General features: G+C 72.8%; 14 protein-coding genes. 4 read left to right on the top strand and 10 right to left on the bottom strand.

The window, feature by feature from the left end:
- Positions 1-382 precede the first annotated feature (382 nt).
- Both ACGFZK_RS32310 and pulA read left to right on the top strand, forming a co-directional pair.
- The gene (locus ACGFZK_RS32310) at positions 383-2,098 is read left to right on the top strand and encodes a carbohydrate-binding module family 20 domain-containing protein (RefSeq protein WP_393852396.1); all 1,716 of its coding nucleotides are present in this window, start codon (positions 383-385) and stop codon (positions 2,096-2,098) included.
- 94 nt (positions 2,099-2,192) lie between these two features.
- Positions 2,193-7,538 carry a pullulanase-type alpha-1,6-glucosidase gene (pulA, locus tag ACGFZK_RS32305; protein ID WP_393852395.1) on the top strand — a complete coding sequence of 1,782 codons (5,346 nt, stop codon included), beginning with the start codon at positions 2,193-2,195 and terminating at the stop codon, positions 7,536-7,538.
- Here pulA and ACGFZK_RS32300 read toward each other — a convergent pair.
- From ACGFZK_RS32300 to ACGFZK_RS32265, 8 genes are all read right to left on the bottom strand, one after another.
- Complete coding sequence (locus ACGFZK_RS32300) at positions 7,525-8,061, bottom strand: GNAT family N-acetyltransferase (RefSeq protein WP_393852394.1); 537 nt, start codon at positions 8,059-8,061, stop codon at positions 7,525-7,527. The two genes, pulA and ACGFZK_RS32300, sit on opposite strands and share 14 nt — an antisense overlap.
- 42 nt (positions 8,062-8,103) lie before the next feature.
- A complete protein-coding gene (locus ACGFZK_RS32295) occupies positions 8,104-8,868 on the bottom strand; it encodes a TetR/AcrR family transcriptional regulator (RefSeq protein WP_393852393.1) in 765 nt (254 codons plus the stop codon).
- Between the two features lie 23 nt (positions 8,869-8,891).
- On the bottom strand, positions 8,892-9,938 hold the full coding sequence (locus ACGFZK_RS32290; RefSeq protein WP_393852392.1) for a PDR/VanB family oxidoreductase: 1,047 nt from the start codon (positions 9,936-9,938) through the stop codon (positions 8,892-8,894).
- A complete protein-coding gene (locus tag ACGFZK_RS32285; RefSeq protein ID WP_393852391.1) occupies positions 9,935-10,831 on the bottom strand; it encodes a metal-dependent hydrolase in 897 nt (298 codons plus the stop codon). Before ACGFZK_RS32285 ends, ACGFZK_RS32290 begins: the two co-directional genes overlap by 4 nt.
- 74 nt (positions 10,832-10,905) lie before the next feature.
- Positions 10,906-12,351, bottom strand: coding sequence for a hypothetical protein (locus ACGFZK_RS32280; RefSeq protein WP_393852390.1), 1,446 nt, complete (start codon positions 12,349-12,351; stop codon positions 10,906-10,908).
- Positions 12,352-12,512: 161 nt separating this feature from the next.
- On the bottom strand, positions 12,513-14,441 hold the full coding sequence (locus tag ACGFZK_RS32275; protein WP_393852389.1) for a hypothetical protein: 1,929 nt from the start codon (positions 14,439-14,441) through the stop codon (positions 12,513-12,515).
- A 108-nt stretch (positions 14,442-14,549) separates the two neighbouring features.
- The gene (locus ACGFZK_RS32270; protein WP_393852388.1) at positions 14,550-15,341 is read right to left on the bottom strand and encodes a tyrosine-protein phosphatase; all 792 of its coding nucleotides are present in this window, start codon (positions 15,339-15,341) and stop codon (positions 14,550-14,552) included.
- 39 nt (positions 15,342-15,380) lie between these two features.
- Positions 15,381-15,968: a rhomboid-like protein gene (locus ACGFZK_RS32265; protein WP_393852387.1), complete on the bottom strand. Its 588-nt coding sequence runs from the start codon at positions 15,966-15,968 to the stop codon at positions 15,381-15,383.
- An 84-nt stretch (positions 15,969-16,052) separates the two neighbouring features.
- Here ACGFZK_RS32265 and ACGFZK_RS32260 point away from each other — a divergent pair, with 84 nt between their 5' ends.
- Both ACGFZK_RS32260 and ACGFZK_RS32255 read left to right on the top strand, forming a co-directional pair.
- Positions 16,053-16,751: a hypothetical protein gene (locus ACGFZK_RS32260; protein WP_393852386.1), complete on the top strand. Its 699-nt coding sequence runs from the start codon at positions 16,053-16,055 to the stop codon at positions 16,749-16,751.
- 65 nt (positions 16,752-16,816) lie between these two features.
- On the top strand, positions 16,817-18,259 hold the full coding sequence (locus ACGFZK_RS32255) for a PepSY-associated TM helix domain-containing protein (RefSeq protein WP_393852385.1): 1,443 nt from the start codon (positions 16,817-16,819) through the stop codon (positions 18,257-18,259).
- A gap of 97 nt (positions 18,260-18,356) precedes the next feature.
- Here the strand turns inward: ACGFZK_RS32255 and ACGFZK_RS32250 are convergent, their stop codons facing one another.
- Together ACGFZK_RS32250 and ACGFZK_RS32245 are read right to left on the bottom strand one after the other, a co-directional pair.
- Positions 18,357-18,953 carry a winged helix-turn-helix domain-containing protein gene (locus ACGFZK_RS32250; RefSeq protein ID WP_393852384.1) on the bottom strand — a complete coding sequence of 199 codons (597 nt, stop codon included), beginning with the start codon at positions 18,951-18,953 and terminating at the stop codon, positions 18,357-18,359.
- Between the two features lie 348 nt (positions 18,954-19,301).
- Positions 19,302-19,523, bottom strand: coding sequence for a hypothetical protein (locus ACGFZK_RS32245; protein WP_393852383.1), 222 nt, complete (start codon positions 19,521-19,523; stop codon positions 19,302-19,304).
- Positions 19,524-19,574 lie beyond the last annotated feature (51 nt).

Raw genomic sequence — 19,574 nt, 5'->3', positions numbered from 1 at the left:
AAGCGACGCGACGAAGGAGCGCCCTTGAGGGACCGGCCCGAACCGGAGAGACGATGAGACTGACGGGAAACCCCCATACACATCCCTGATGCCGCCCGAGCAGCTCCCGCCCACCCGAAGCCCCCGACCAGCGTCCCCGTCCCCGTCCCCGTCCCCGTCCCCGTCCCCGTCCCCGCCCCGCCCCGCCCCGCCCCCGCCCCCGCGGTGGCGGCGGGGGTGCGCGGGGTGAACTCGCGGTGCAGGGCGTGGAGTCCGGGGCTCCTGTCCAGCAGGACACGCCTCGGAAACAATTCTGCAATCTCTTGCGCAAAGTCTTGCAGCGCTCCTACCTGGCCCCTACGGTCGCTCCAATCCCCACCTCTTCCGCCAGGAGGCCCCCCGCATGCCTGCCAGAGCCGTCAGAGCTGCAACACTTTTCGCCGCCACCACCGCGCTCGCCGCCGCCACCCTCACCGCCGTCGGGCCGCAGGCCGTCGCCGTGCCTCCCGGTGAGAAGGACGTCACCGCCGTGCTGTTCGAGTGGCGCTTCGACTCCGTCGCCAAGGCCTGTACCGGCTCCCTCGGGCCCGCCGGGTACGGGTACGTGCAGGTGTCGCCGCCGCAGGAGCACGTGCAGGGCGGGCAGTGGTGGACCTCGTACCAGCCCGTGAGTTACAAGATCGCCGGACGGCTCGGTGACCGGGCCGCCTTCAAGGCGATGGTCGACACGTGTCACGCCGCCGGGGTGAAGGTCGTCGTCGACTCCGTCGTCAACCACATGGCCGGCCCGGCGGACGCGGGCGCCACCCTGACCGGGACCGGCGGAACTTCGTACACGAAGTACGGCTACCCGGGGCTCTATTCGGGCTCCGACATGGACGACTGCCGGGCCTCGATCTCGAACTACCAGGACCGGGGCAACGTACAGAACTGCGAGCTCGTGCAGCTCGCCGATCTGGACACCGGTGAGGAATACGTACGCGGGCGCATCGCCGGGTACCTGAACGACCTGCTGTCGCTCGGCGTGGACGGCTTCCGGATCGACGCCGCCAAGCACATGCCCGCCGCCGACCTCGCCAACATCAAGTCCCGGCTGACCAACCCGGGCGTGTACTGGAAGCAGGAGGCGATATACGGCGCCGGGGAGGCCGTCTCGCCGAGCGAGTACCTGGGGAACGGGGACGTGCAGGAGTTCCGGTACGCCCGCGACCTCAAGCGGGTCTTCCAGAGCGAGAACCTGGCGTACCTGAAGAACTTCGGCGAGGCCTGGGGGTACATGCCCAGTGGGCAGACCGGGGTCTTCGTCGACAACCACGACACCGAGCGCGGTGGCGACAGCCTCACGTACAAGGACGGTTCCGCCTACACGCTGGCCAGTGTCTTCGCGCTGGCCTGGCCGTACGGGTCGCCCGACGTGCACTCCGGCTACGAGTGGACCGACAAGGACGCCGGGCCGCCCAACGGGGGCGCGGTGAACACCTGTTACAGCGACGGGTGGAAGTGCCAGCACGCCTGGCGGGAGATCTCCTCCATGGTCGGCTTCCGCAACGCGGCCCGCGGGCAGGCCGTCGGCAACTGGTGGGACAACGGCGGCGACCAGATCGCCTTCGGGCGCGGCACCAAGGCGTACGTGGTGATCAACCACGAGGCTTCCGCCCTGACCCGGACCTTCCAGACCTCGCTCCCGGGCGGCGACTACTGCGACGTGCAGAGCGGGCGGACCGTCACCGTCGGCTCCGGCGGGCAGTTCACCGCCACGGTCGGTGCCGGGACGGCCCTCGCCCTGCACGCCGGGGCCCGCACCTGTGCGGGCACCCCGGCGGGGCCCGGCGGGGCCGCCTTCGGCGTCAACGCCACGACCGTGACCGGGCAGAACATCTACGTCACCGGTGACCGCGCCGAGCTCGGCAGCTGGAACACCGGTAGCGCCCTGAAGCTGGACCCGGCCGCGTACCCGGTCTGGAAGCTCGACGTGACGCTCCCGGCCGGGACCGCGTTCTCGTACAAGTACCTCCGCAAGGACGCCGCCGGGAACGTCACCTGGGAGAGCGGAGCCAACCGCACCGCCACCGTGCCCGCGAGCGGCCGGGTCACGCTGACCGACACCTGGCGCAGCTGAGCCGCCGCTCCACCGACCAGGGCCGCCCGGCACCTTCATCCCCGCCAGGCCGGGCGGCCCTCATCCATGCGACACGTACACAAGGAGACCTGCCTTGATACGCCCTGCCGCAGGAGTGCTCGCCGCCGCCCTGGCCGTGACGCTCCTGCCCGCCCTCCCCGCCGCGGCCGCAACGAGCGGGCCGCCCGCCCCGCCCCCGGACGCGAAACTGGCCGCCGAACCGGCCCGGCACGACCTGACCCGGGAGCAGTTCTACTTCGTGCTCCCGGACCGGTTCGCGAACGGTGATCCGCGCAACGACCGGGGCGGCCTGACCGGCTCGCGCCTGGAGACCGGCCTGGACCCCACGGACAAGGGCTTCTACCAGGGCGGCGACCTCAAGGGGCTCACCGACCGGCTCGACTACATCAAGGGGCTCGGGACCACGGCCATCTGGCTGGCGCCGATCTTCAAGAACCAGCCGGTGCAGGGCAAGGGGGCCGACGTCTCCGCCGGCTACCACGGCTACTGGATCACCGACTTCACCCAGGTCGACCCGCACTTCGGCACCAACGCGGACTTGGAGCGGCTGATCGACAAGGCGCACGGGAAGGGGATGAAGGTCTTCTTCGACGTCATCACCAACCACACCGCCGATGTCGTGGACTACCGGGAGGCGTCGTACTCGTACCTGTCGAAGGGGGCGTTCCCCTATCTGACCAAGGACGGCGTGCCGTTCGACGACGCCGATTACGCCGACGGGAAGGGGAAGTTCCCGAAGGTGGACGGCGAGTCCTTCCCGAGGACTCCCTTCGTGCCGGACGCGAAGAAGAACCTCAAGGTCCCGGGCTGGCTGAACGACCCGACGATGTACCACAACCGCGGGGACTCGACCTTCGCCGGCGAGTCCTCCGACCAGGGTGACTTCTTCGGCCTCGACGATCTGTGGACCGAGCGTCCCGAGGTGGTCAGCGGGATGGAGAAGATCTACGAGAAGTGGGTCCGGGACTTCGACATCGACGGCTTCCGGATCGACACGGTCAAGCACGTCAACACCGAGTTCTGGACGCAGTGGGCGTCGGCCCTCGACACCTACGCCGCGAAGCGCGGCCGTGACGACTTCTTCATGTTCGGCGAGGTCTACTCCGCCGACACCGCCGTCACCTCCCCGTACGTGACGCGCGGCAAGCTCGACGCCACCCTCGACTTCCCGCTGCAGGACGCGATCCGTGCGTACGCCTCCCAGGGCGCGGGGGCCGGCCGGCTGGCCTCCGTACTGGGTGACGACTACCGGTACACCTCGGGCAAGGCCAACGCCTACGAGCAGGTGACCTTCCTCGGCAACCACGACATGGGCCGCTTCGCCACCTTCCTGAAGCAGGACCGGCCGGGGGCCGGGGAGCAGGAGCTGCTGGAGCGCTACCGGCTGGCCAACGAGCTGATGTTCTTCTCCCGCGGCAATCCGGTGATCTACTCCGGCGACGAGCAGGGCTTCACGGGTGCGGGCGGCGACAAGGACGCCCGGCAGCCGCTGTTCGCCTCGCAGGTCGCCGACTACCTGGATGACGACCAGCTCGGAACGGTGCGCACGCATGCGAGCGATGCTTACGATCCGGGACACCCGCTCTACAAGCAGATCAGTGCTCTCTCGAAGCTGACGAAGGCGCACCCCGCCCTGCGCGACGGCGTCCAGAGCGAACGTTTCTCCGACGGTTCCGTCTACGCCTTCGCCCGCACGGACAGCAAGACCCGCACCGAGTACCTCGTCGCCGCCAACAACGGCGCCGCATCCCGCACCGTGGAGATCGACGCCCCGGCCGGCGCCCAGTACCGCACCCTCTACGGCGGGTCCGCTCTGATCCGCGCCTCGGCGGCCGGCAAGCTCACCCTCCCCGTCCCCGCCCTCGGCTCCGTCGTCCTCCAGGCCGTGACGCCCGTCGCCAAGCCCACCGTCAAGCCCGCCCTGACCCTGAAGGCCCCCGCCCCCGGCGCCACCGGCACCGTGGAGCTCTCCGCCGACGTCAGCGGCGGCGGCCTGAACCGCGTCGTCTTCGCCGCCCAGACCGGCAACGCCCCGTGGCAGGTCCTCGGCACCGCCGACCACGCCCCCTACAAGGTCACCCAGCACATCACCGCCCCCGCCGGCACCGCCCTGCGCTACAAAGCCGTCGCCGTCGACTCCGCCGGCCGCACCAGCAGCGCCCTCGCCGCATCCGTCGCCGGCCAGGCCCCGCCCGCCGACATCCCCACCGCCACCCAGCGGGACCACGCGGTCGTCCACTACAACCGCCCCGACGGCGACTACACGAACTGGCGCCTGTACGCCTGGGGCGACCTCGCGGACGGCGAGGCCACTCCCTGGCCCGCCGGCCACGACTTCACCGGCCGCGACGCCTACGGCGCCTTCGCCCACGTGAAACTCAAGCCCGGCGCCTCCTCCGTCAGCTACCTCGTCATCGACAAGGACGGCACCAAGGACGTCGCCGCCGACCGCACCATCGACGTCACCAAGACCGGCGAGATCTGGCTGGAGCAGGGCAAGGAACCGGCCCGCACCGACCGCCCCGCCTACCCGCCCCAGGACCAGGCCAAGGCCGTCCTGCACTACCAGCGCCCCGACCGCGCCTACGACGGCTGGGGACTGCACGTCTGGACCGGAGCCGCGAACCCCACCGACTGGTCCACGCCCCTCCTGCCCACCCGCACCGACTCCTACGGCGCGGTCTACGAGGTCCCGCTCGCACCCGGCGCCACCAGCCTCAACTACGTCCTCCACAAGGGCGACGAGAAGGACCTCCCCTCCGACCAGTCCCTGGACCTGAAGGCCACCGGCCACGAGGTGTGGATGCTCGGCGGCCAGGAGAAGTACCTCCTCCCGCAGCCCGCCGGCTCAGCCGCCGCCCTGGACCTCACCAAGTCCCAGGCCGTCTGGATCGACCGCGACACCCTCGCCTGGAACGCCCCCGCGGCAGCCGCCTCCGTACAGCTCCTCGCCTCCCGCGAAGGCGCCGTCAAGGCGGAGAACGGCACCCTGACCGGCCGCGCCCAGTGGCTGCGCCTCGGCGCCAGGACCGAGCTCACCGCCGCCCAGAAGCAGAAGTTCCCGCACCTGGCCTCGTACGGCGCCCACACCGTCGACCCGCGTGACCGGGACCGTGTCCGCGAGGCCCTGCGCGGCCAGCTCGTCGCGAGCGCCCGCGCCGCGAACGGCGCGGTCCTCGCCGCCACCGGCGTACAGCTCGCCGGCGTCCTCGACGACCTGTACGCGACCACCGCCTCCCTCGGCCCCGTCTTCAAGGACGGCCGCCCCACCCTCTCCGTCTGGGCCCCCACCGCCCAGCAGGTCTCCCTCGAACTGGGCGGCCGTACGGTCGCCATGCGCCGCGACGACGCCACCGGCGTCTGGTCGGTGCGCGGCGAACGCTCCTGGACCGGCAAGCCCTACCGCTTCGACGTGACCGTCTGGGCCCCGAGCACCCGCCAGGTGGTCCGCAACCTCGTCACCGACCCCTACTCCACCGCCCTCACCGCCGATTCCGTCCACAGCCTGGTCATCGACCTCGCCGACCCCAAGCTCGCCCCGCCCGGCTGGAAGACCCTGCGCAAGCCCGCGCCCGTCCCCTTCACCTCCGCGCAGATCCAGGAGCTGCACATCCGCGACTTCTCCGTCGCGGACCGCACCAGCACCCACCCCGGCCAGTACCTGGCCTTCACCGACACCGCCTCGGCGGGCATGCGGCACCTGCGCGACCTGGCCGCCGCCGGAACCTCCTACGTCCACCTCCTGCCGGCCTTCGACATCGGCACCGTTCCGGAGAAGGCCGCCGACCGCACCGAGCCCGCCTGCGACCTCAAGGTGTACGCGCCGGACTCGCAGGAACAGCAGGCGTGCGTGGCCGCCGCGGCCGCGAAGGACGCGTACAACTGGGGCTACGACCCGCTGCACTACACCGTTCCCGAGGGCAGCTACGCCAGCGACCCGAACGGCACGGCCCGCACCGTCGAGTTCCGCAGGATGGTCCAGTCCCTGAACGGGTCCGGACTGCGCACGGTGATGGACGTCGTCTACAACCACACCGTCGCCGCAGGCCAGGCGGACAAGTCGGTCCTGGACCGTCTCGTCCCCGGCTACTACCAGCGCCTGCTGGCCGACGGCAGCGTCGCCACCTCCACCTGCTGCGCCAACACCGCCCCCGAGAACGCCATGATGGGGCGCCTGGTCGTCGACTCGATCGTCACCTGGGCGAAGGAGTACAAGGTCGACGGCTTCCGCTTCGACCTGATGGGACACCACCCGAAGGCCAACATCCTGGCCGTCCGCACGGCCCTCGACGCCCTGACCGTCGCCAAGGACGGTGTCGACGGCAAGAAGATCGTCCTCTACGGGGAGGGCTGGAACTTCGGCGAGATCGCCGACGACGCCCGCTTCGTGCAGGCCACGCAGAAGAACATGGCAGGCACCGGCATCGCCACCTTCTCCGACCGGGCCCGCGACGCCGTCCGCGGCGGCGGCCCCTTCGACGAGGACCCGCGCGTCCAGGGCTTCGCATCCGGCCTGTTCACCGCCCCGAACGCCTCGCCCGCGAACGGCACCCCCGAGGAGCAGAAGGCCCGCCTGCTGCACGCCCAGGACCTGATCAAGGTCGGGCTCTCCGGCAACCTGGCCTCGTACGCCTTCACCGACACCACCGGCCGCCGCATCAAGGGCTCCGAGCTGGACTACAACGGCGCCCCCGCCGGCTACGCGGCCGCCCCCGGCGACGCCCTCGCCTACGCCGACGCCCACGACAACGAGACCCTCGCCGACGCCCTGACCTACAAGCTCCCGCCCACCACCGCCCCCCGCGACCAGGCCCGCATGCAGGTCCTGGCCCTGGCGACGGCCACCCTCTCCCAGGGCCCGGCCCTCTCCCAGGCGGGCACCGACCTGCTCCGCTCCAAGTCCCTGGACCGCAACTCCTACGACAGCGGCGACTGGTTCAACGCCATCCACTGGGACTGCCGCGGCGGCAACGGCTTCGGCCGCGGCCTGCCCCCGGCCGCCGACAACGCCTCCAAGTGGCTCTACGCGAAGCCCCTCCTGACGGGACCGGCGCCCACCTGCACCGACATCGACTCCACCTCGGCCGCCTACCGCGAACTGCTGAAGATCCGCACCACCGAGCCGGACTTCGCCCTCACCACGACGGAGGCCGTCCAGTCCCGGCTGGCCTTCCCCCTCTCGGGCCGGGAGGAGACCCCGGGCGTGATCACCATGACCCTGGGCGACCTGGTGGTCGTCTTCAACGCCACCCCGACCGGCCGGGCCCAGCGCGTCCCCGCCCTCGCCGGCACCGCCTACCGGCTGCACCCGGTCCAGGCCGCGGGCTCCGACGCCACCGTCAAGCAGTCCGCGTACGACGCGAAGACAGGAGAGTTCACCGTCCCCGCCCGCACCGTCTCGGTCTTCACACGGCGCTGAGCCGGTCCAGCCGCTTCTCCAGCAGGATCACCCCGTAGGTCCTGCCGTCCTTTCCCTGCTTGTCGGGGAGCTCCCCGACCACCCGGTAGCCCGCACCCCGGTAGTACGCGAGCAGCCGGGGGTTGGTGGAGACGCAGTCCAGCCGCGCCCGTTCCCGACCGGTCCGGGCGGTCCGCCGCTCGGCATGTTCGAGCAGGCGCCGTCCGGCCCCGGCGGGGGCCACCTCGCGCGCCACCATCAGCCGGTGCACGTAGCCCGCCACGGGCGGCTGGACCCCCCAGGCCTCCTCGTCGGACCACCACAACTCGTAGGCCCCGCACACGCGCCCGTCGGCATCGGCGGCGATCCACACCTCGCCCTCGCGCATCTTCGACCGGAAGTGCGCGGCGTCCTTGTCGCCGGGCTTCCACTGATCGATCCCGTGCTTGCGCATCCACCGGGCGGCCTGGTCGTACAGCTGGACCAGCGTGCCGGCGTCCTTCTCCTCGGCCGGCCGGAACAGGATCTCGTCGTCAATGATCACGCGGGCATTATCGATGATCTTGGGCGGCCGCCACACCCCTGATCAACGCGGCCGGGGCACCTCGCCCGACGCCCCGGCCGGTGCGTCGTCCGACGCCCCCGCCGCCACCTCGCCCGGTACCAGCCCGGCCAGCCGCCCGACCAGTTCCCCGAAGGGCCCGTCGGCGGGCTCGTCGGCCAGGATCCGTACGAGGATCCCCGCCATCTCCGCGTCGTACGCGGCGCTCACCGCGGCCAGCGCCGCGAAGTCGTGCACCAGCTGCAACTCCAGCTCGCCCCGCGGGATCCGCCGCCCGTCCAGCCAGATCAGCGCGGTGGACTCGGCGAGCGACACCCACGACCGCACCACGAGCTCCAGCCGCGCCGGAGGGCGCTCCAGCCCGATGCCCAGGTGCGTGAGGATCTGCTCGTACGCCGCCTGCCGGACCTCGTCGATCATCGCGTTGGTCCGGCTGCTGCCGACCGCCGGACCACCGCGCATCAGCGCCGAGAAGCCCGGCCCGTGGTCGTCGACGAAGTCGAAGAACCGCCCCATCACCCGCAGCAGACGGGCCCCGAGCGGCCCCTCCCGGGGCTCCACGAACCGCAGCGCCAGCTCGTCGGCCGCCCGCCGCAGCGCAGCCTCGTACAGGCTGAGCTTGCCCGGAAAGTAGTGGTAGACGAGCGGCCGGGATATCCCCGCGGCCGCCGCGATCTCGTCGATCGACACATCGTCGGGCGAGCGGTTGCTGAACAGCTCCAGGGCAACCCCGATCAGCTGCTGCCGCCGCTCCTCGACACCCATCCTGCGTCGCACCCCGGTTGTCATGCGGACACCCTACTGGGGCGCGTTCACAGGTCCAGGACCAGACGGTCCCCCTTCGCGCGCGAGACGCACAGCAGCATCGAGTCCGCGCGCTCCCGGTCCGTGAGCAGCTCGTCGCGGTGGTCCACCGCGCCCGTCAGGACACGGTGTTGGCAGGTCCCGCAGAAACCCTGCTCGCAGGAGTACGGGATGTCCGGCAGTTCCCGGCGCACCGCGGCCAGCGCGCTCTCGCCCGCCGCCACCTCGACGACCCGTCCCGAGCGGCTCAGTTCCACCGTGAAGGCCCGCAACGGACCGGGCTCCGCCGCCGGGGCGAACCGTTCCAGGTGCACCGCCGCCGGATCCGGGGCCGCCGCCGTGACCGCCCGCATCAGCGGCTCCGGACCGCAGCAGTAGACCAGCGTGCCCGGCCCCGCCCCGGCGACCCGGGCCAGGTCGGGCCGGCCCGTCTCGTCCTCGGCCAGCACCGACACCCGCTCGCCGTACGGCGCGAGGTCGGCCAGGAAGGGCATCGAGGCGCGCGAGCGGCCCCCGTAGAGGAGGGTCCAGTCGGCGCCCGCCGCCGTGGCCGCCCGCAGCATCGGCAGGATCGGGGTGATGCCGATGCCGCCCGCGACGAAGACGTACGAGGCCGCCGGGACCAGCTCGAAGCGGTTGCGCGGCGGGCGGACCTCCAGCTCGGCGCCCTCGGCCAGCTGCGCGTGCGCCTCGCGGGAGCCGCCGCGGCCGTCCTCGATCAGCCGGATCGCGATCGTGTACCGGCCGGTGTCCGCCGGGTCGCCGCACAGCGAGTACTGGCGGACCAGCCCGGAGGGCAGGGTGACGTCCACGTGCGCGCCCGGGGTCCAGGCCGGCAGGTCCGGTGACTCCAGGGTCAGGTGCAGCACGCCGCGGGCGGGCTCCGTACGGGAGACGATCAGGGCGCGCAGCGCACGGCGCGGGGAGTGGCCCGAGACCGGGGTCTCCAGGGCCGGCAGCGGCCAGAGCGGGGAGTGTCCGATACGGCGCTTCAGGGCCCGCCGGGTCGCCCAGGCGGCGCCCGCGACGGCCGTGACCGCGAGGGCGCGCCTCATGCCCGCACCCCGCCGCCCGCGCCGGGGGAGGTGGCGAGGTAGGCCACCGCCTGGGCCGTCGAGCCCTCCTGCGAGGGGTGGTAGGTGCGCGAGAGGTACTTCGGGATGGACTTCAGCATCGCTCCCGTCGACGGGAGCACACCCTGCTGCCCGGCCAGGAAGAACTGCCCGAAGGAGGCCTTGCCGTCCACCAGGTGCGGGTCGTTCTCCATGAAGAAGCGGACCCCGCGCTGCCACAGGAACACCAGGGCCGAGAAGGCGGTCGCCCAGGTCCGCGCCCGGCGGCGGTAGTTGCCGTCCACGTGCATGAAGAGGTCGAAGGCCACCGAACGGTGCTCGACCTCCTCCGCCCCGTGCCAGCGCAGCAGGTCCAGCATGGTGGGGTCGGCGCCCCGCCGGTCGAGCGCGTCGGCGTTGAGGACCCAGTCGCCCAGGAACGCCGTGTAGTGCTCGATCGCCGCGATCATCGCGACCCGCTCCATCAGCCACCAGTGGCGGGCCCTGCCGGGCGGCAGGGTGCGGTCGCCGAGCAGCTTCTCGAACAGCCAGTCCACCTGCGCGGTGTACGGGGTGGGGTCCAGCCCCAGCCGCTTCAGGTGGGGGAGCACGTCGTCGTGCGCGGTGGCGTGCATGGCCTCCTGGCCGATGAAGCCGACGACGTCCGCGCGCAGTTGCTCGTCCTCGATGTACGGGAGGACCTGCTTGTAGACGTGTACGAACCAGCGCTCCCCCGCGGGGAGCAGCAGGTGCAGCACATTGATCATGTGCCCGGCGAACGGGTCGCCGGGGAGCCAGTGGAGCGGGGTGTCCTCCCAGCCGAAGGACACGTTCCGGGGCCTCAGGTCCACGTGTTCCGACGCCACGGGGGCGGGCGCGAGCGGCGTATTAGACATGGCGTCAATGTACTGATGGGTAAGTGGGAGGAGAAGCCCCCTGCGCGGACTTCTCCTCCCTGCCGCGGGAGCGGCTACCGGCCGGTGTGGCCGCTCGACAGGGCCCACTCGCGGTTGAGGGTGCCCAGCGGGATACGGCGCTCGAAGACGGGCGTGCCGAACAGGGACAGCTGGAGCTGCAGGTTCCCGCTCAGGTCGAAGCCGCCGTAGAGCGCCCAGGCGCCGTCGAGGGAGGTCTTGCCGTCGCTGGACGCGGCCGCCTTGAGATCGGCCTCGCCGCGCAGGTAGGGGGCGAAGTCCGCGGTGACGCCCACGGCTCCGTAGAGACCGACGGAGGCCTCGGCGCCGAGCGCGCCCTTGACCTTCCCGGCGGCGGCGACGCTCGCCCGGACCGGCGTGCTCTCCACCTTCGAGGTGCTCACCGGGGTCCAGCCCTTGCCCACGGCGTAGCTGCCGCCGACCTTGAAGTCGCCCTTGACGTCCTGCTGGACGTCGAGGGTCACACGGCCGTCGCCCGCCACCTGGATGTAGCAGGTCAGGTCGAGGTTGACGACGACCGGCACCGGGCCGACCTGGATGACCGGGGAGCTGTGCAGCTTGGCGAACGGGATCCGCTTGGGCGCTCCGGTGCTCGCGGCGGCGCGGCCCTGGAGCCTCCACTGCGAGGACCAGTCGCCGCTCATCCCGAGGAAGGCGCCGCGCGGGCCGGGAGCGCCGCCCGGGCCGCCGTCGTACGCGAACTCGACCTGCGGGGCGAGCTGGACGAACCCGGACACCGAGGCGCCGGCCGAGGCGGGGGCGTCCGGGGCGGTGTCGACGGACGCGTTCACGTCGAGCCGCAGGTTGCCGAGCGGCAGCTTCGCGCCCTCGGGGCCGAAGGTCAGGCCCTGGCCCTTGGCCCAGGAGAAGGTGACGCCCTTCATCAGGGGCTCGACGGTGACCGCCGCCGGGTCGACGGGGACCTTGCCGTCGGCCTTGTCGTCACCCAGGACGGAGGCGAGCGTGGTGGCGGCGGTCTTGACCTCGGTGCCGCTGTCGGTCTTGCCCACGACCTCGGTGACCTTGGCGAGCAGACCGGCGGGGGCACCGGGCGCCGGGGCGCTGGCGATGACATCGCCCACCGCGACGGGCTTGTCGGCCGCGGGGGACGCGCTCGGCGCCTTGCTCGGCGCCTTGCTCGGCGCCTCGCTCGGCGACTTGCCGGGCGCGGGCGAACTGCCGGGCCCCTGCGGGGCCTTGGCGATCACGGCGCGGCCGCTGGCCTTGTCGTAGGAGGCGACCTTCAGGGAGGACTTCTCGGTCCGGCCCTTCCCGTCGGCGCGGGCCACGGCCGCGGGAGTGGGCGTCCCCTGCGGGGCCGCGGCCACGTCGAGCTGCTGCGAAGTGCCGTCGGCGGAGGGGCCGAGGGTGGCGGGGGCGGCCGGACCGGCGCCGTCGTGGGAGTTCGAGGAGCAGCCGGTGGCGGTGAGTGCGAGGGCGGTCAGGCCGGGTATGAGGACTCGTCGGGCGAGCGTGCGCACGTGGGGTGACCTTCGGGGTGGGGGAGGGGTGAGGGTTACCGCGTGGTAACCGGAACCCGATCATGTCATGTGTCCACAGCGACCGTCATGTCCGGATCCCGCCAACTCCCCGCCACAGTCCGACTGTTGAACGTTCACCCGCCTCCCGGAACCCGGAACCCCTACCGCAGCACGCCCGCCTTCGTACCGTCCGTCAGCTTGCCCGACAGGTCCACCTGCGCGCCCGCCGGCGCCTTCACCGCCAGCCGGTTGCCGTTCGCCGACCCGCTCACCCCGCCGCCCGACACCGACAGCGTGGCGAACTGCGCACTGCCCGCCGCCAGTACGTACCACTGGCCCGCCCGCGACTTCCACAGCACGCCCGCCAGCACCCGCGGCTCCCGCGGCCCGCACGCCGCGGACCCCTCCGACCGGGCCGCCTGCGCCGCCATCGGGGCGCCCGGCGTCAGGAACTGCGCCTGCACCCGGTCCGCCGCGCCCTGCCAGGTCTCCGCCCGCGTGCAGAGCCAGACCGCCGTGCCGTCGCCCTCCGGCAGCGGCTGCTTCGCGTACGTCCAGGCGTTGACCGTACGCACCCCGTGCGAGCGCACCGAGGGCAACAGGCAGGCGATCCTCGACCAGTCCCCGAGCTCCGCGGCCTCCGTCACATCCCGCTCGGCACCCGGCGCGCCCGAGGTCAGCCGGGCCGGAGTCAGTTCACCGAGGTCCGTGATCAGCCGGGTGGCGCCGTCACCGGTCAGGGCCAGGGCGTTCCAGCTCGTACAGCTGCCCGCCGGGGCCGGGCTCGCCACCGGCGGGGTCACCCCGTCCGGACCCGGCTTCAGCACCACCGGCGCGACGCCGGGCTTGAGCAGGTCCCGCTGGGCCGTGCCGGTGACCCAGGGCGCAGTGAGGTAGCGGACGTTGCCGTCGACCCGGCTGAGCACCAGCGCGGTGGCGGTGTCCGCCGAGGCGCCGTCGGTCCGCGCGAAGTCGAGGGCGGCGCCCGCGGTCCCGGTCCGCGGTTCGGCGTAGCGGACCACGCGCAGGCCGTCGTACATCAGGACCACGACGGCCTGGTCCACGGCGCCCGCGAACAGCAGCTGCGCCGGTCCCATCGGCGGCCCGGCAGGTGTGCCCGGGGTGGCCGAGGTGACCACCGAGGAGCCGGGCCGGGCCCAGACGGCCAGCATCCGGCGCAGCAGCTCCGTGTCCCCGGCGCGGTCCCCGCGGGCGGGCCAGGTGGAGAAGTCCGTACGGGAAGAGCTGCGCCAGAGCGTGGGCGCGACCCGGACCAGCTTCCCCGGATCCAGGGCCTGCTCCGCCGCAGCGTTGCGCGCGTACAGCGGAGCCGCGGCCCCGTCGGAGCCCCAGCCCCCGCCGGGCAGCGCGAGCAGCGCCCCGCACACGGCGAGGGCGGCCCCGGCGGCCAGAGCCGCCCGGGCGAGGCGGCGGCGCCGCAGCAGGTCGGTGGGCCGGGCCTGGAGCACGCACGGGTCGAACTCGGGGGAGGCGAACAGCGCGTCGTTCGCCGGATCCCCGGACTCCGCGACCGCGGCGGCCGGGTCCGGGACCCCGGCCTCGTCGAGCACCCGGAGCACGTCCGGCTCGGGCAGCCGTTCCAGGGCGCGCAGTACGCAGGCGGCCCGGCCGGGTCCGTCGAGGGTCGCCAGCCACTGGTCGAGGGCGAGCTCCTCGGCCCCGCCCGAGCGGGGGAACAGCCGCAGCCCCCACACCTGGGGGAGCAGCGGCGGAAGCTGGGCCCGCCGGGGCAGCGCCCGGAAGGTCAGCGGAATTCCCGCTTCCAGGGCGGCGCGCAGCACGCGCAGCCGGACGTACGCGTACCCGGAGTCCTCCGCGCCCCGCTGACCCGGAACCCCGCCCTGCACGGCGGCCGCCGCAGCCGTCGCGTCCCGCCGCCCGCGCGGCAGCGCCCGCTGGACCAGCGAGTGGGCGGTGAGCACCCGCCGATTGCGGCCGAGGGCCGGCGGCAGCACCAGATAGGCGAGCCGCACCAGCCGGGGGTAGTGCTCGACGATGGCGGCCTCGGCCTGCTCGACGTCCGGGGGCACGGGGGGCAGGGGGCGGGTGGCGGTATCCGGCGCAGTCACGTTCAGCAGAACGAGCGAATCGTCGGATGGTCACCGGTCCCGGTCCCGGTCCCCGGTCGCGGTCCCCGGTCGCGGTCACCGTTCCTGGCCACCCGTCCAGGGCGTGGGTCAGACGACCAGACGGGCGCGCAGCGCCTCGACCGTCTCGTCGTCGACGCCGAGTCCCTCGCGCACGTACTTCTCCATCGAGCCGTACCGCGTCTCGACCTCGTCCAGCGCCGCCCGCAGGTAGGAGGGGAAGACGCCGATCAGCGCGAGCGCGATCTCCGGGTCGCCGCCGGCCGCCGTGAAGCCCTCGATCATCGGGGCGAAGGCCTGCTTGACCGCCGGGTTGACGGACAGGTACTCGGCCATCAGGGTCTCGTCGTCCGCCCCCAGCAGCGCCAGGATGATCGTCGCGCCCCAGCCGGTACGGTCCTTGCCGGCCGTGCAGTGGAACAGCAGCGGGCCCGAGTCGGCGTCGGCCGCCTCGGTGAGCAGCATCCGGTACGCGGCCTGCGCGGAGCCGGAGTTCACGAACGACCGGTAGGTGTCGGCGAACAGCGCCTGCGCCCGGCCGCCGCCCAGGTGCTCCTCGGCCACCGCCGGGTCGGACAGCAGGTCCTTGAGCTGCACCGCGGCGGGCATCCTGGCGGAGTTCAGCTTGTCGGCGAGGACGTCGCCGACCAGGGTCCGGGCACCGGGGGGTATGCGGTCGGGGTGGTCGGCGCGCTCGATGTCGGTCCGGAAGTCGATGACGGTACGAAGGCCCAGCGCGGCCACCACCGGGTCGGCGTCGAGGTCGAGCCGGTCGAGCTGGCCGGAGCGCAGGAGCAGGCCGGGGCGCACGGTGCCGCCGGGGAGCGGGGTGCCCCCGAGGTCGCGGAGATTGGCGACGGTGGTGGACGGGGTCGCGGTCATCGTGGCGGCTCCAGCGGCGTCATACGGGCGTGAGTCGGGTCATGTAATTTTCTGATGTTTCGCCCCGGAAAGACAATCGAGGGCCAGTGAGACCCCGACCCCCATACCGAGCGCGGCCAGGTGCCCGATGTCCGTGAAGGTCCGCCCGCGGCGGACCACCGGCGCCGCCGCCAGGGCCAGCAGCCCCACCCGGGTGACGGTACGGACCGGCCCGCGCGGCAGGGCCGAGGTCAGGGCGCCGAGGACGGCGTTGAAGCCGTAGCTCGTCCCCACGTCCAGCGCGCTCCGGGTCCCCGGATCGGGTGTCCCGCGCAGGGCGCCGTACACGAGGAGGGTCGCCGTGGCGTGCCCGAACAGGAACACCGCGGCCGTCCACCAGACTCCGTACGCGTACTCGGCGTATCCGAGCACCGCGACCAGCAGCAGCGCGTAGGGCAGGGGCATGGGTTCCTCGACGACGAGAGCGCTGCTCAGCAGCGTCTCCCAGCGCCCGGCGGCGAGGTTGTCGACGTTCGTCGAGCAATCCCGGAGCAGCCGCTCCCGCTCGGCCGGTCCGGTGCGCTCCAAGGCGTACGCCCCGAGCTGGACCCCGCCCGCGTACACCGCTCCCCACGGAATTGCGTTCATCCACTCATGATCGGATAAGCCTCTGGCGGAAACCAAGGGGCCCCGTGCGAACATGTCCCGGCCATGTTCGAATCATCCGCGCCGATGCGCGCCACGCGAGCCGCGACCTTCGCGGCGATGTGCGTCGCCCTGGGCACGGTGGGGCATTCGTACATGTCCGGCACGGACATACCCCTCTTCGGCCTTCTGGGTGCTTTCGGGGTGACCTCCGGGCTCGCCTGGCTCGCCGCGGGGCGCCGCCGGGGCCCCGTCGGCATCACTGCGGCGGTGCTCGCCGTCCAGGGCGTGCTGCACCTGGTCTTCTCGGGGAGCGCGGTCGCGAAGCCGCTGGCCGCAGCCGCCCCGATGCACGGGCACCATCACCTGCCCGCCGCGGACGCGGGCGCCATGACCGCCGAAGCCCCCGGCATGGCCGACCTGGCGGGTATGGCAGGCATGGCCGGGATGGCCGGTCACGGCGGCGCCGGAATGATCGCCGCACACGCACTCGCCGGGCTGCTCTGCGCCGCCTGGCTCGTGCACGGCGAGGCCGCCGTCTTCCGGCTGGCCCGCGTCCTCGCCACCGCCGCGCTGCACGCGGCCCGCCCGCTCGCCCGCGCGCTCGCCCTGATCCGGGCACGGTCGGCCGCCGTACCGGCGCCGCTCCCCGTCCGCCCCGCCCCGTACGAACGGCCGCGCCGCCTGCGCGGAGCCGTGCACGCCCACGCCGTGGTGCGCCGCGGGCCGCCCGGAGCCGGTCCGTTCCACCTCTCCACGGCCCCCGGCCGGCCCGCCCACGCCTGATCCCGGCGCAGCGGCGAGACCTGGGGCCCCGATGCCCCATGTCTTCGCCAACACCTAGGATCCCCATGTCTCTTGACGAGGTTCAGGACGTCCGCACCCCGGACGCCGAACCGGCCGAGACGGCCAAGAACCGTGGCGGCAGCTGGTCCGCCGTGCGACCGCTGCTCCTGCGCCTGCACTTCTATGCGGGCCTGCTCATCGCCCCGCTGCTCTTCCTCGCCGCCGCCACCGGGCTGCTCTACGCCGCCTCCTGGCAGGCCGAGAACATCATCTACTCCGACGAACTGACCGTCGCCCGCGTCGGCGAGAGCGCGCTGCCGCTCAGCGCCCAGGTGGACGCGGCCAAGGGCGCCGCCCCCGAGGGCGAGGTCGTCTCCGTGTGGCCCGCCCCCGACACCGAGGCCACCACCCGGGTGATCATGGAGAGCCCGGGCCTCGCCGAGGGCGAGACCCTCACCGTGTTCGTCGACCCGTATACGGCCGAGGTGCGCGGGCAGCTCGCCACCGTCGGCGACGCGCTGCCGCTGCGAGCCTGGCTGAGCGAGTTCCACTCCAGCCTCCAGCTCGGCGAGTTCGGCCGGAACTACAGCGAGCTCGCCGCGAGCTGGATGTGGGTGGTCGCGCTCGGCGGACTCGCCCTGTGGATAGGCCGGCGCCGTAAGCGCAGGTCGCAGCTGGTCCTCCCGGACCGCAAGGCCACCGGCCGCCGCCGGACCCTCTCCTGGCACGGCGCCGTCGGCCTGTGGGCCGTCGCCGGCCTCGTCATACTCTCCGCGACCGGCCTGACCTGGTCGAAGTACGCCGGCGAGAACATCGGGCAGGTCCAGGACAGCCTCGGCGGAGCCACCCCCGCCGTCTCCGCGAACCTGAGCGCCGGGGCCGGCTCCGGCTCCGACGAGCACGCCGGGCACACCATGCCCGACGGCACCCCGATGGCCCCGCCGCCCGCCGCCACCACCGACGTAGGCATCGACAGGGCCGTGGAGGCCGCCCGCGCCGCCGGGGTCACCGAGGCGCTGCGCGTGACCCTGCCCGCCGAGGGCAAGGGGTACGTCGTCAAGGAGCAGGACAAGCAGGTGCCGGTGCACCTGGACGCGGTCGCCGTCGACCCGGCGGACGCCCGGGTCATGGACGAACTGCGCTTCGCCGACTACCCCGTGCTCGCCCAGATGACCCGCTTCGGCATCGACCTGCACATGGGTACGACCTTCGGGCTCGCCAACCAGCTGGCGCTGGCCGCGCTCGCCGTCGCCGTGATGTTCCTGGTCTTCTGGGGCTACCGGATGTGGTGGCTGCGCCGGCCGACCAAGGACCGCAGGCTGTCCGTCGGCCGCGCGCAGCCGCGGGGCGCCTGGCGCAGGCTCCCGGTGACCGTGCTGCTGCCGCTCGCCGCGGTGACCGCCGTGATCGGCTGGTTCATCCCGCTGCTCGGGATCAGCCTGGTGGTCTTCCTCGCGGTGGACGTCCTGCTGGGCTTCGTCGCGGGACGCAGGGCCAAGGCCGCGTAGCCGACGACTGTGGGCCCGTACTCCCCGGAGGAGTACGGGCCCACAGTCATCAGCCCATCAGCCCATCAGGTCGAACCGGCAACCGGTAACCGGCTGCTCAGGGGGCGTACTTGTAGCCGACCCGGCGCACGGTCTGGATCGTGGCACGGTGGGACGTGCCCAGCTTGCGGCGCAGGCGGGCGATGTGGACGTCCACGGTCCGGCCGTCGCCGACGTGGCCGTAGCCCCAGACCGTGGTGACGAGCTGGTCCCGGCTGTGCACCCGGTGCGGGTGCTGCACCAGGTGGGCCAGGAGCTCGAACTCCAGGTACGTCAGGTCGAGTACCCGGCCGTCGACCTCGGCGGTGCGCTGGGCCGCGTCGATGCGGACCAGGCCGTCGGCCGGACCGGCCGGGGCCGGGGTGGCGGCGGCCGACGGGACGGCGGCGGCCACCGCCTGCGGGGCGAAGGCGATCGGGGGCTGCTGGTCGGCCGGTACGAGGACCAGGTAGCCGATCATCGGGGGCTGCCCCGGCAGCGTCGGCAGGGTGTGCTGGGGCGCGGGCAGCCAGGTGGCCCCGGGCGGCAGAAGGTCCACGACTCGGGCCACTTCGTCTCGGTCAACGGAACGGAGCCGGTGGCGCGGACTGGGCGGATAGGTCAGGGAAGCGGTCGCAGCGGTGGCGGCGGAGGAGAGGGAGCGGGTGTTCGCCATGAGTGGTCAGCTCTTTCACGCGAGTGGTCGGCAGGGAGACGTGCGTACGTCGTCGATGTCGATACCGCGCAGACCGAAGGCCCCGGGGAAGGTCAGATGGGTGATCCCGGAGGCTTTAGAGGGCCGGCGCGTTCTTCGCGCGGCAACACTCCCGGTCGTAATCGTGATCCTGACGGGACGGCCAGAAAGGCTCGAGGTCGCTGCGACCTGACGAGGTGTGCGAGTGGCTGGCCATGGCCCCATTCAAGCAGATGTCATCCCTCCGGGGCAGGCCCTGTCTCACCCCGTGGATCGAAATCTCACCATCCGAGCCCACGCTCCTGCCAATCCAGGACAAAACACAACTCCTCAGGGAAGGTCCAGCCGCTCCCAACCCGGTCCGACCTCCCAGCCCTTCTCCTGGCGGGCCCAGCGGGCCATGACCGCCACCACCTCGGCCGCCGCGGGCAGGTACGCCTGGAAGTGCCGCTCGGCGGACCCGTCGCGGTGCTCCAACTGGTAGGCGTCGCCCTCGTCGTGCCAGACCTGTATGTAGACGTCCGGCTCTTCGGCGATCCGCTCGACGACCACGAAGCGGTCCCTTCCGCGCCGATGCGCTCCACCAGTTCGACAACACGCCGA

It is taken from the genome of Streptomyces sp. NPDC048257 (genome assembly GCF_043201855.1).
Taxonomy (GTDB): domain Bacteria; phylum Actinomycetota; class Actinomycetes; order Streptomycetales; family Streptomycetaceae; genus Streptomyces.
This window is presented reverse-complemented; position numbering and strand designations above follow the sequence as displayed.

Bases quoted from the DNA above. Each gene is read 5' to 3' on its own strand.
- ACGFZK_RS32265 (WP_393852387.1), bottom strand. From the start codon at position 15,968: ATGAACGCAATTCCGTGGGGAGCGGTGTACGCGGGCGGGGTCCAGCTC.
- ACGFZK_RS32310 (WP_393852396.1), top strand. From the start codon at position 383: ATGCCTGCCAGAGCCGTCAGAGCTGCAACACTTTTCGCCGCCACCACC.
- ACGFZK_RS32250 (WP_393852384.1), bottom strand. From the start codon at position 18,953: ATGGCGAACACCCGCTCCCTCTCCTCCGCCGCCACCGCTGCGACCGCT.
- ACGFZK_RS32270 (WP_393852388.1), bottom strand. From the start codon at position 15,341: ATGACCGCGACCCCGTCCACCACCGTCGCCAATCTCCGCGACCTCGGG.
- ACGFZK_RS32260 (WP_393852386.1), top strand. From the start codon at position 16,053: ATGCGCGCCACGCGAGCCGCGACCTTCGCGGCGATGTGCGTCGCCCTG.
- ACGFZK_RS32285 (WP_393852391.1), bottom strand. From the start codon at position 10,831: ATGTCTAATACGCCGCTCGCGCCCGCCCCCGTGGCGTCGGAACACGTG.
- ACGFZK_RS32255 (WP_393852385.1), top strand. From the start codon at position 16,817: ATGTCTCTTGACGAGGTTCAGGACGTCCGCACCCCGGACGCCGAACCG.
- ACGFZK_RS32295 (WP_393852393.1), bottom strand. From the start codon at position 8,868: ATGACAACCGGGGTGCGACGCAGGATGGGTGTCGAGGAGCGGCGGCAG.
- ACGFZK_RS32290 (WP_393852392.1), bottom strand. From the start codon at position 9,938: ATGAGGCGCGCCCTCGCGGTCACGGCCGTCGCGGGCGCCGCCTGGGCG.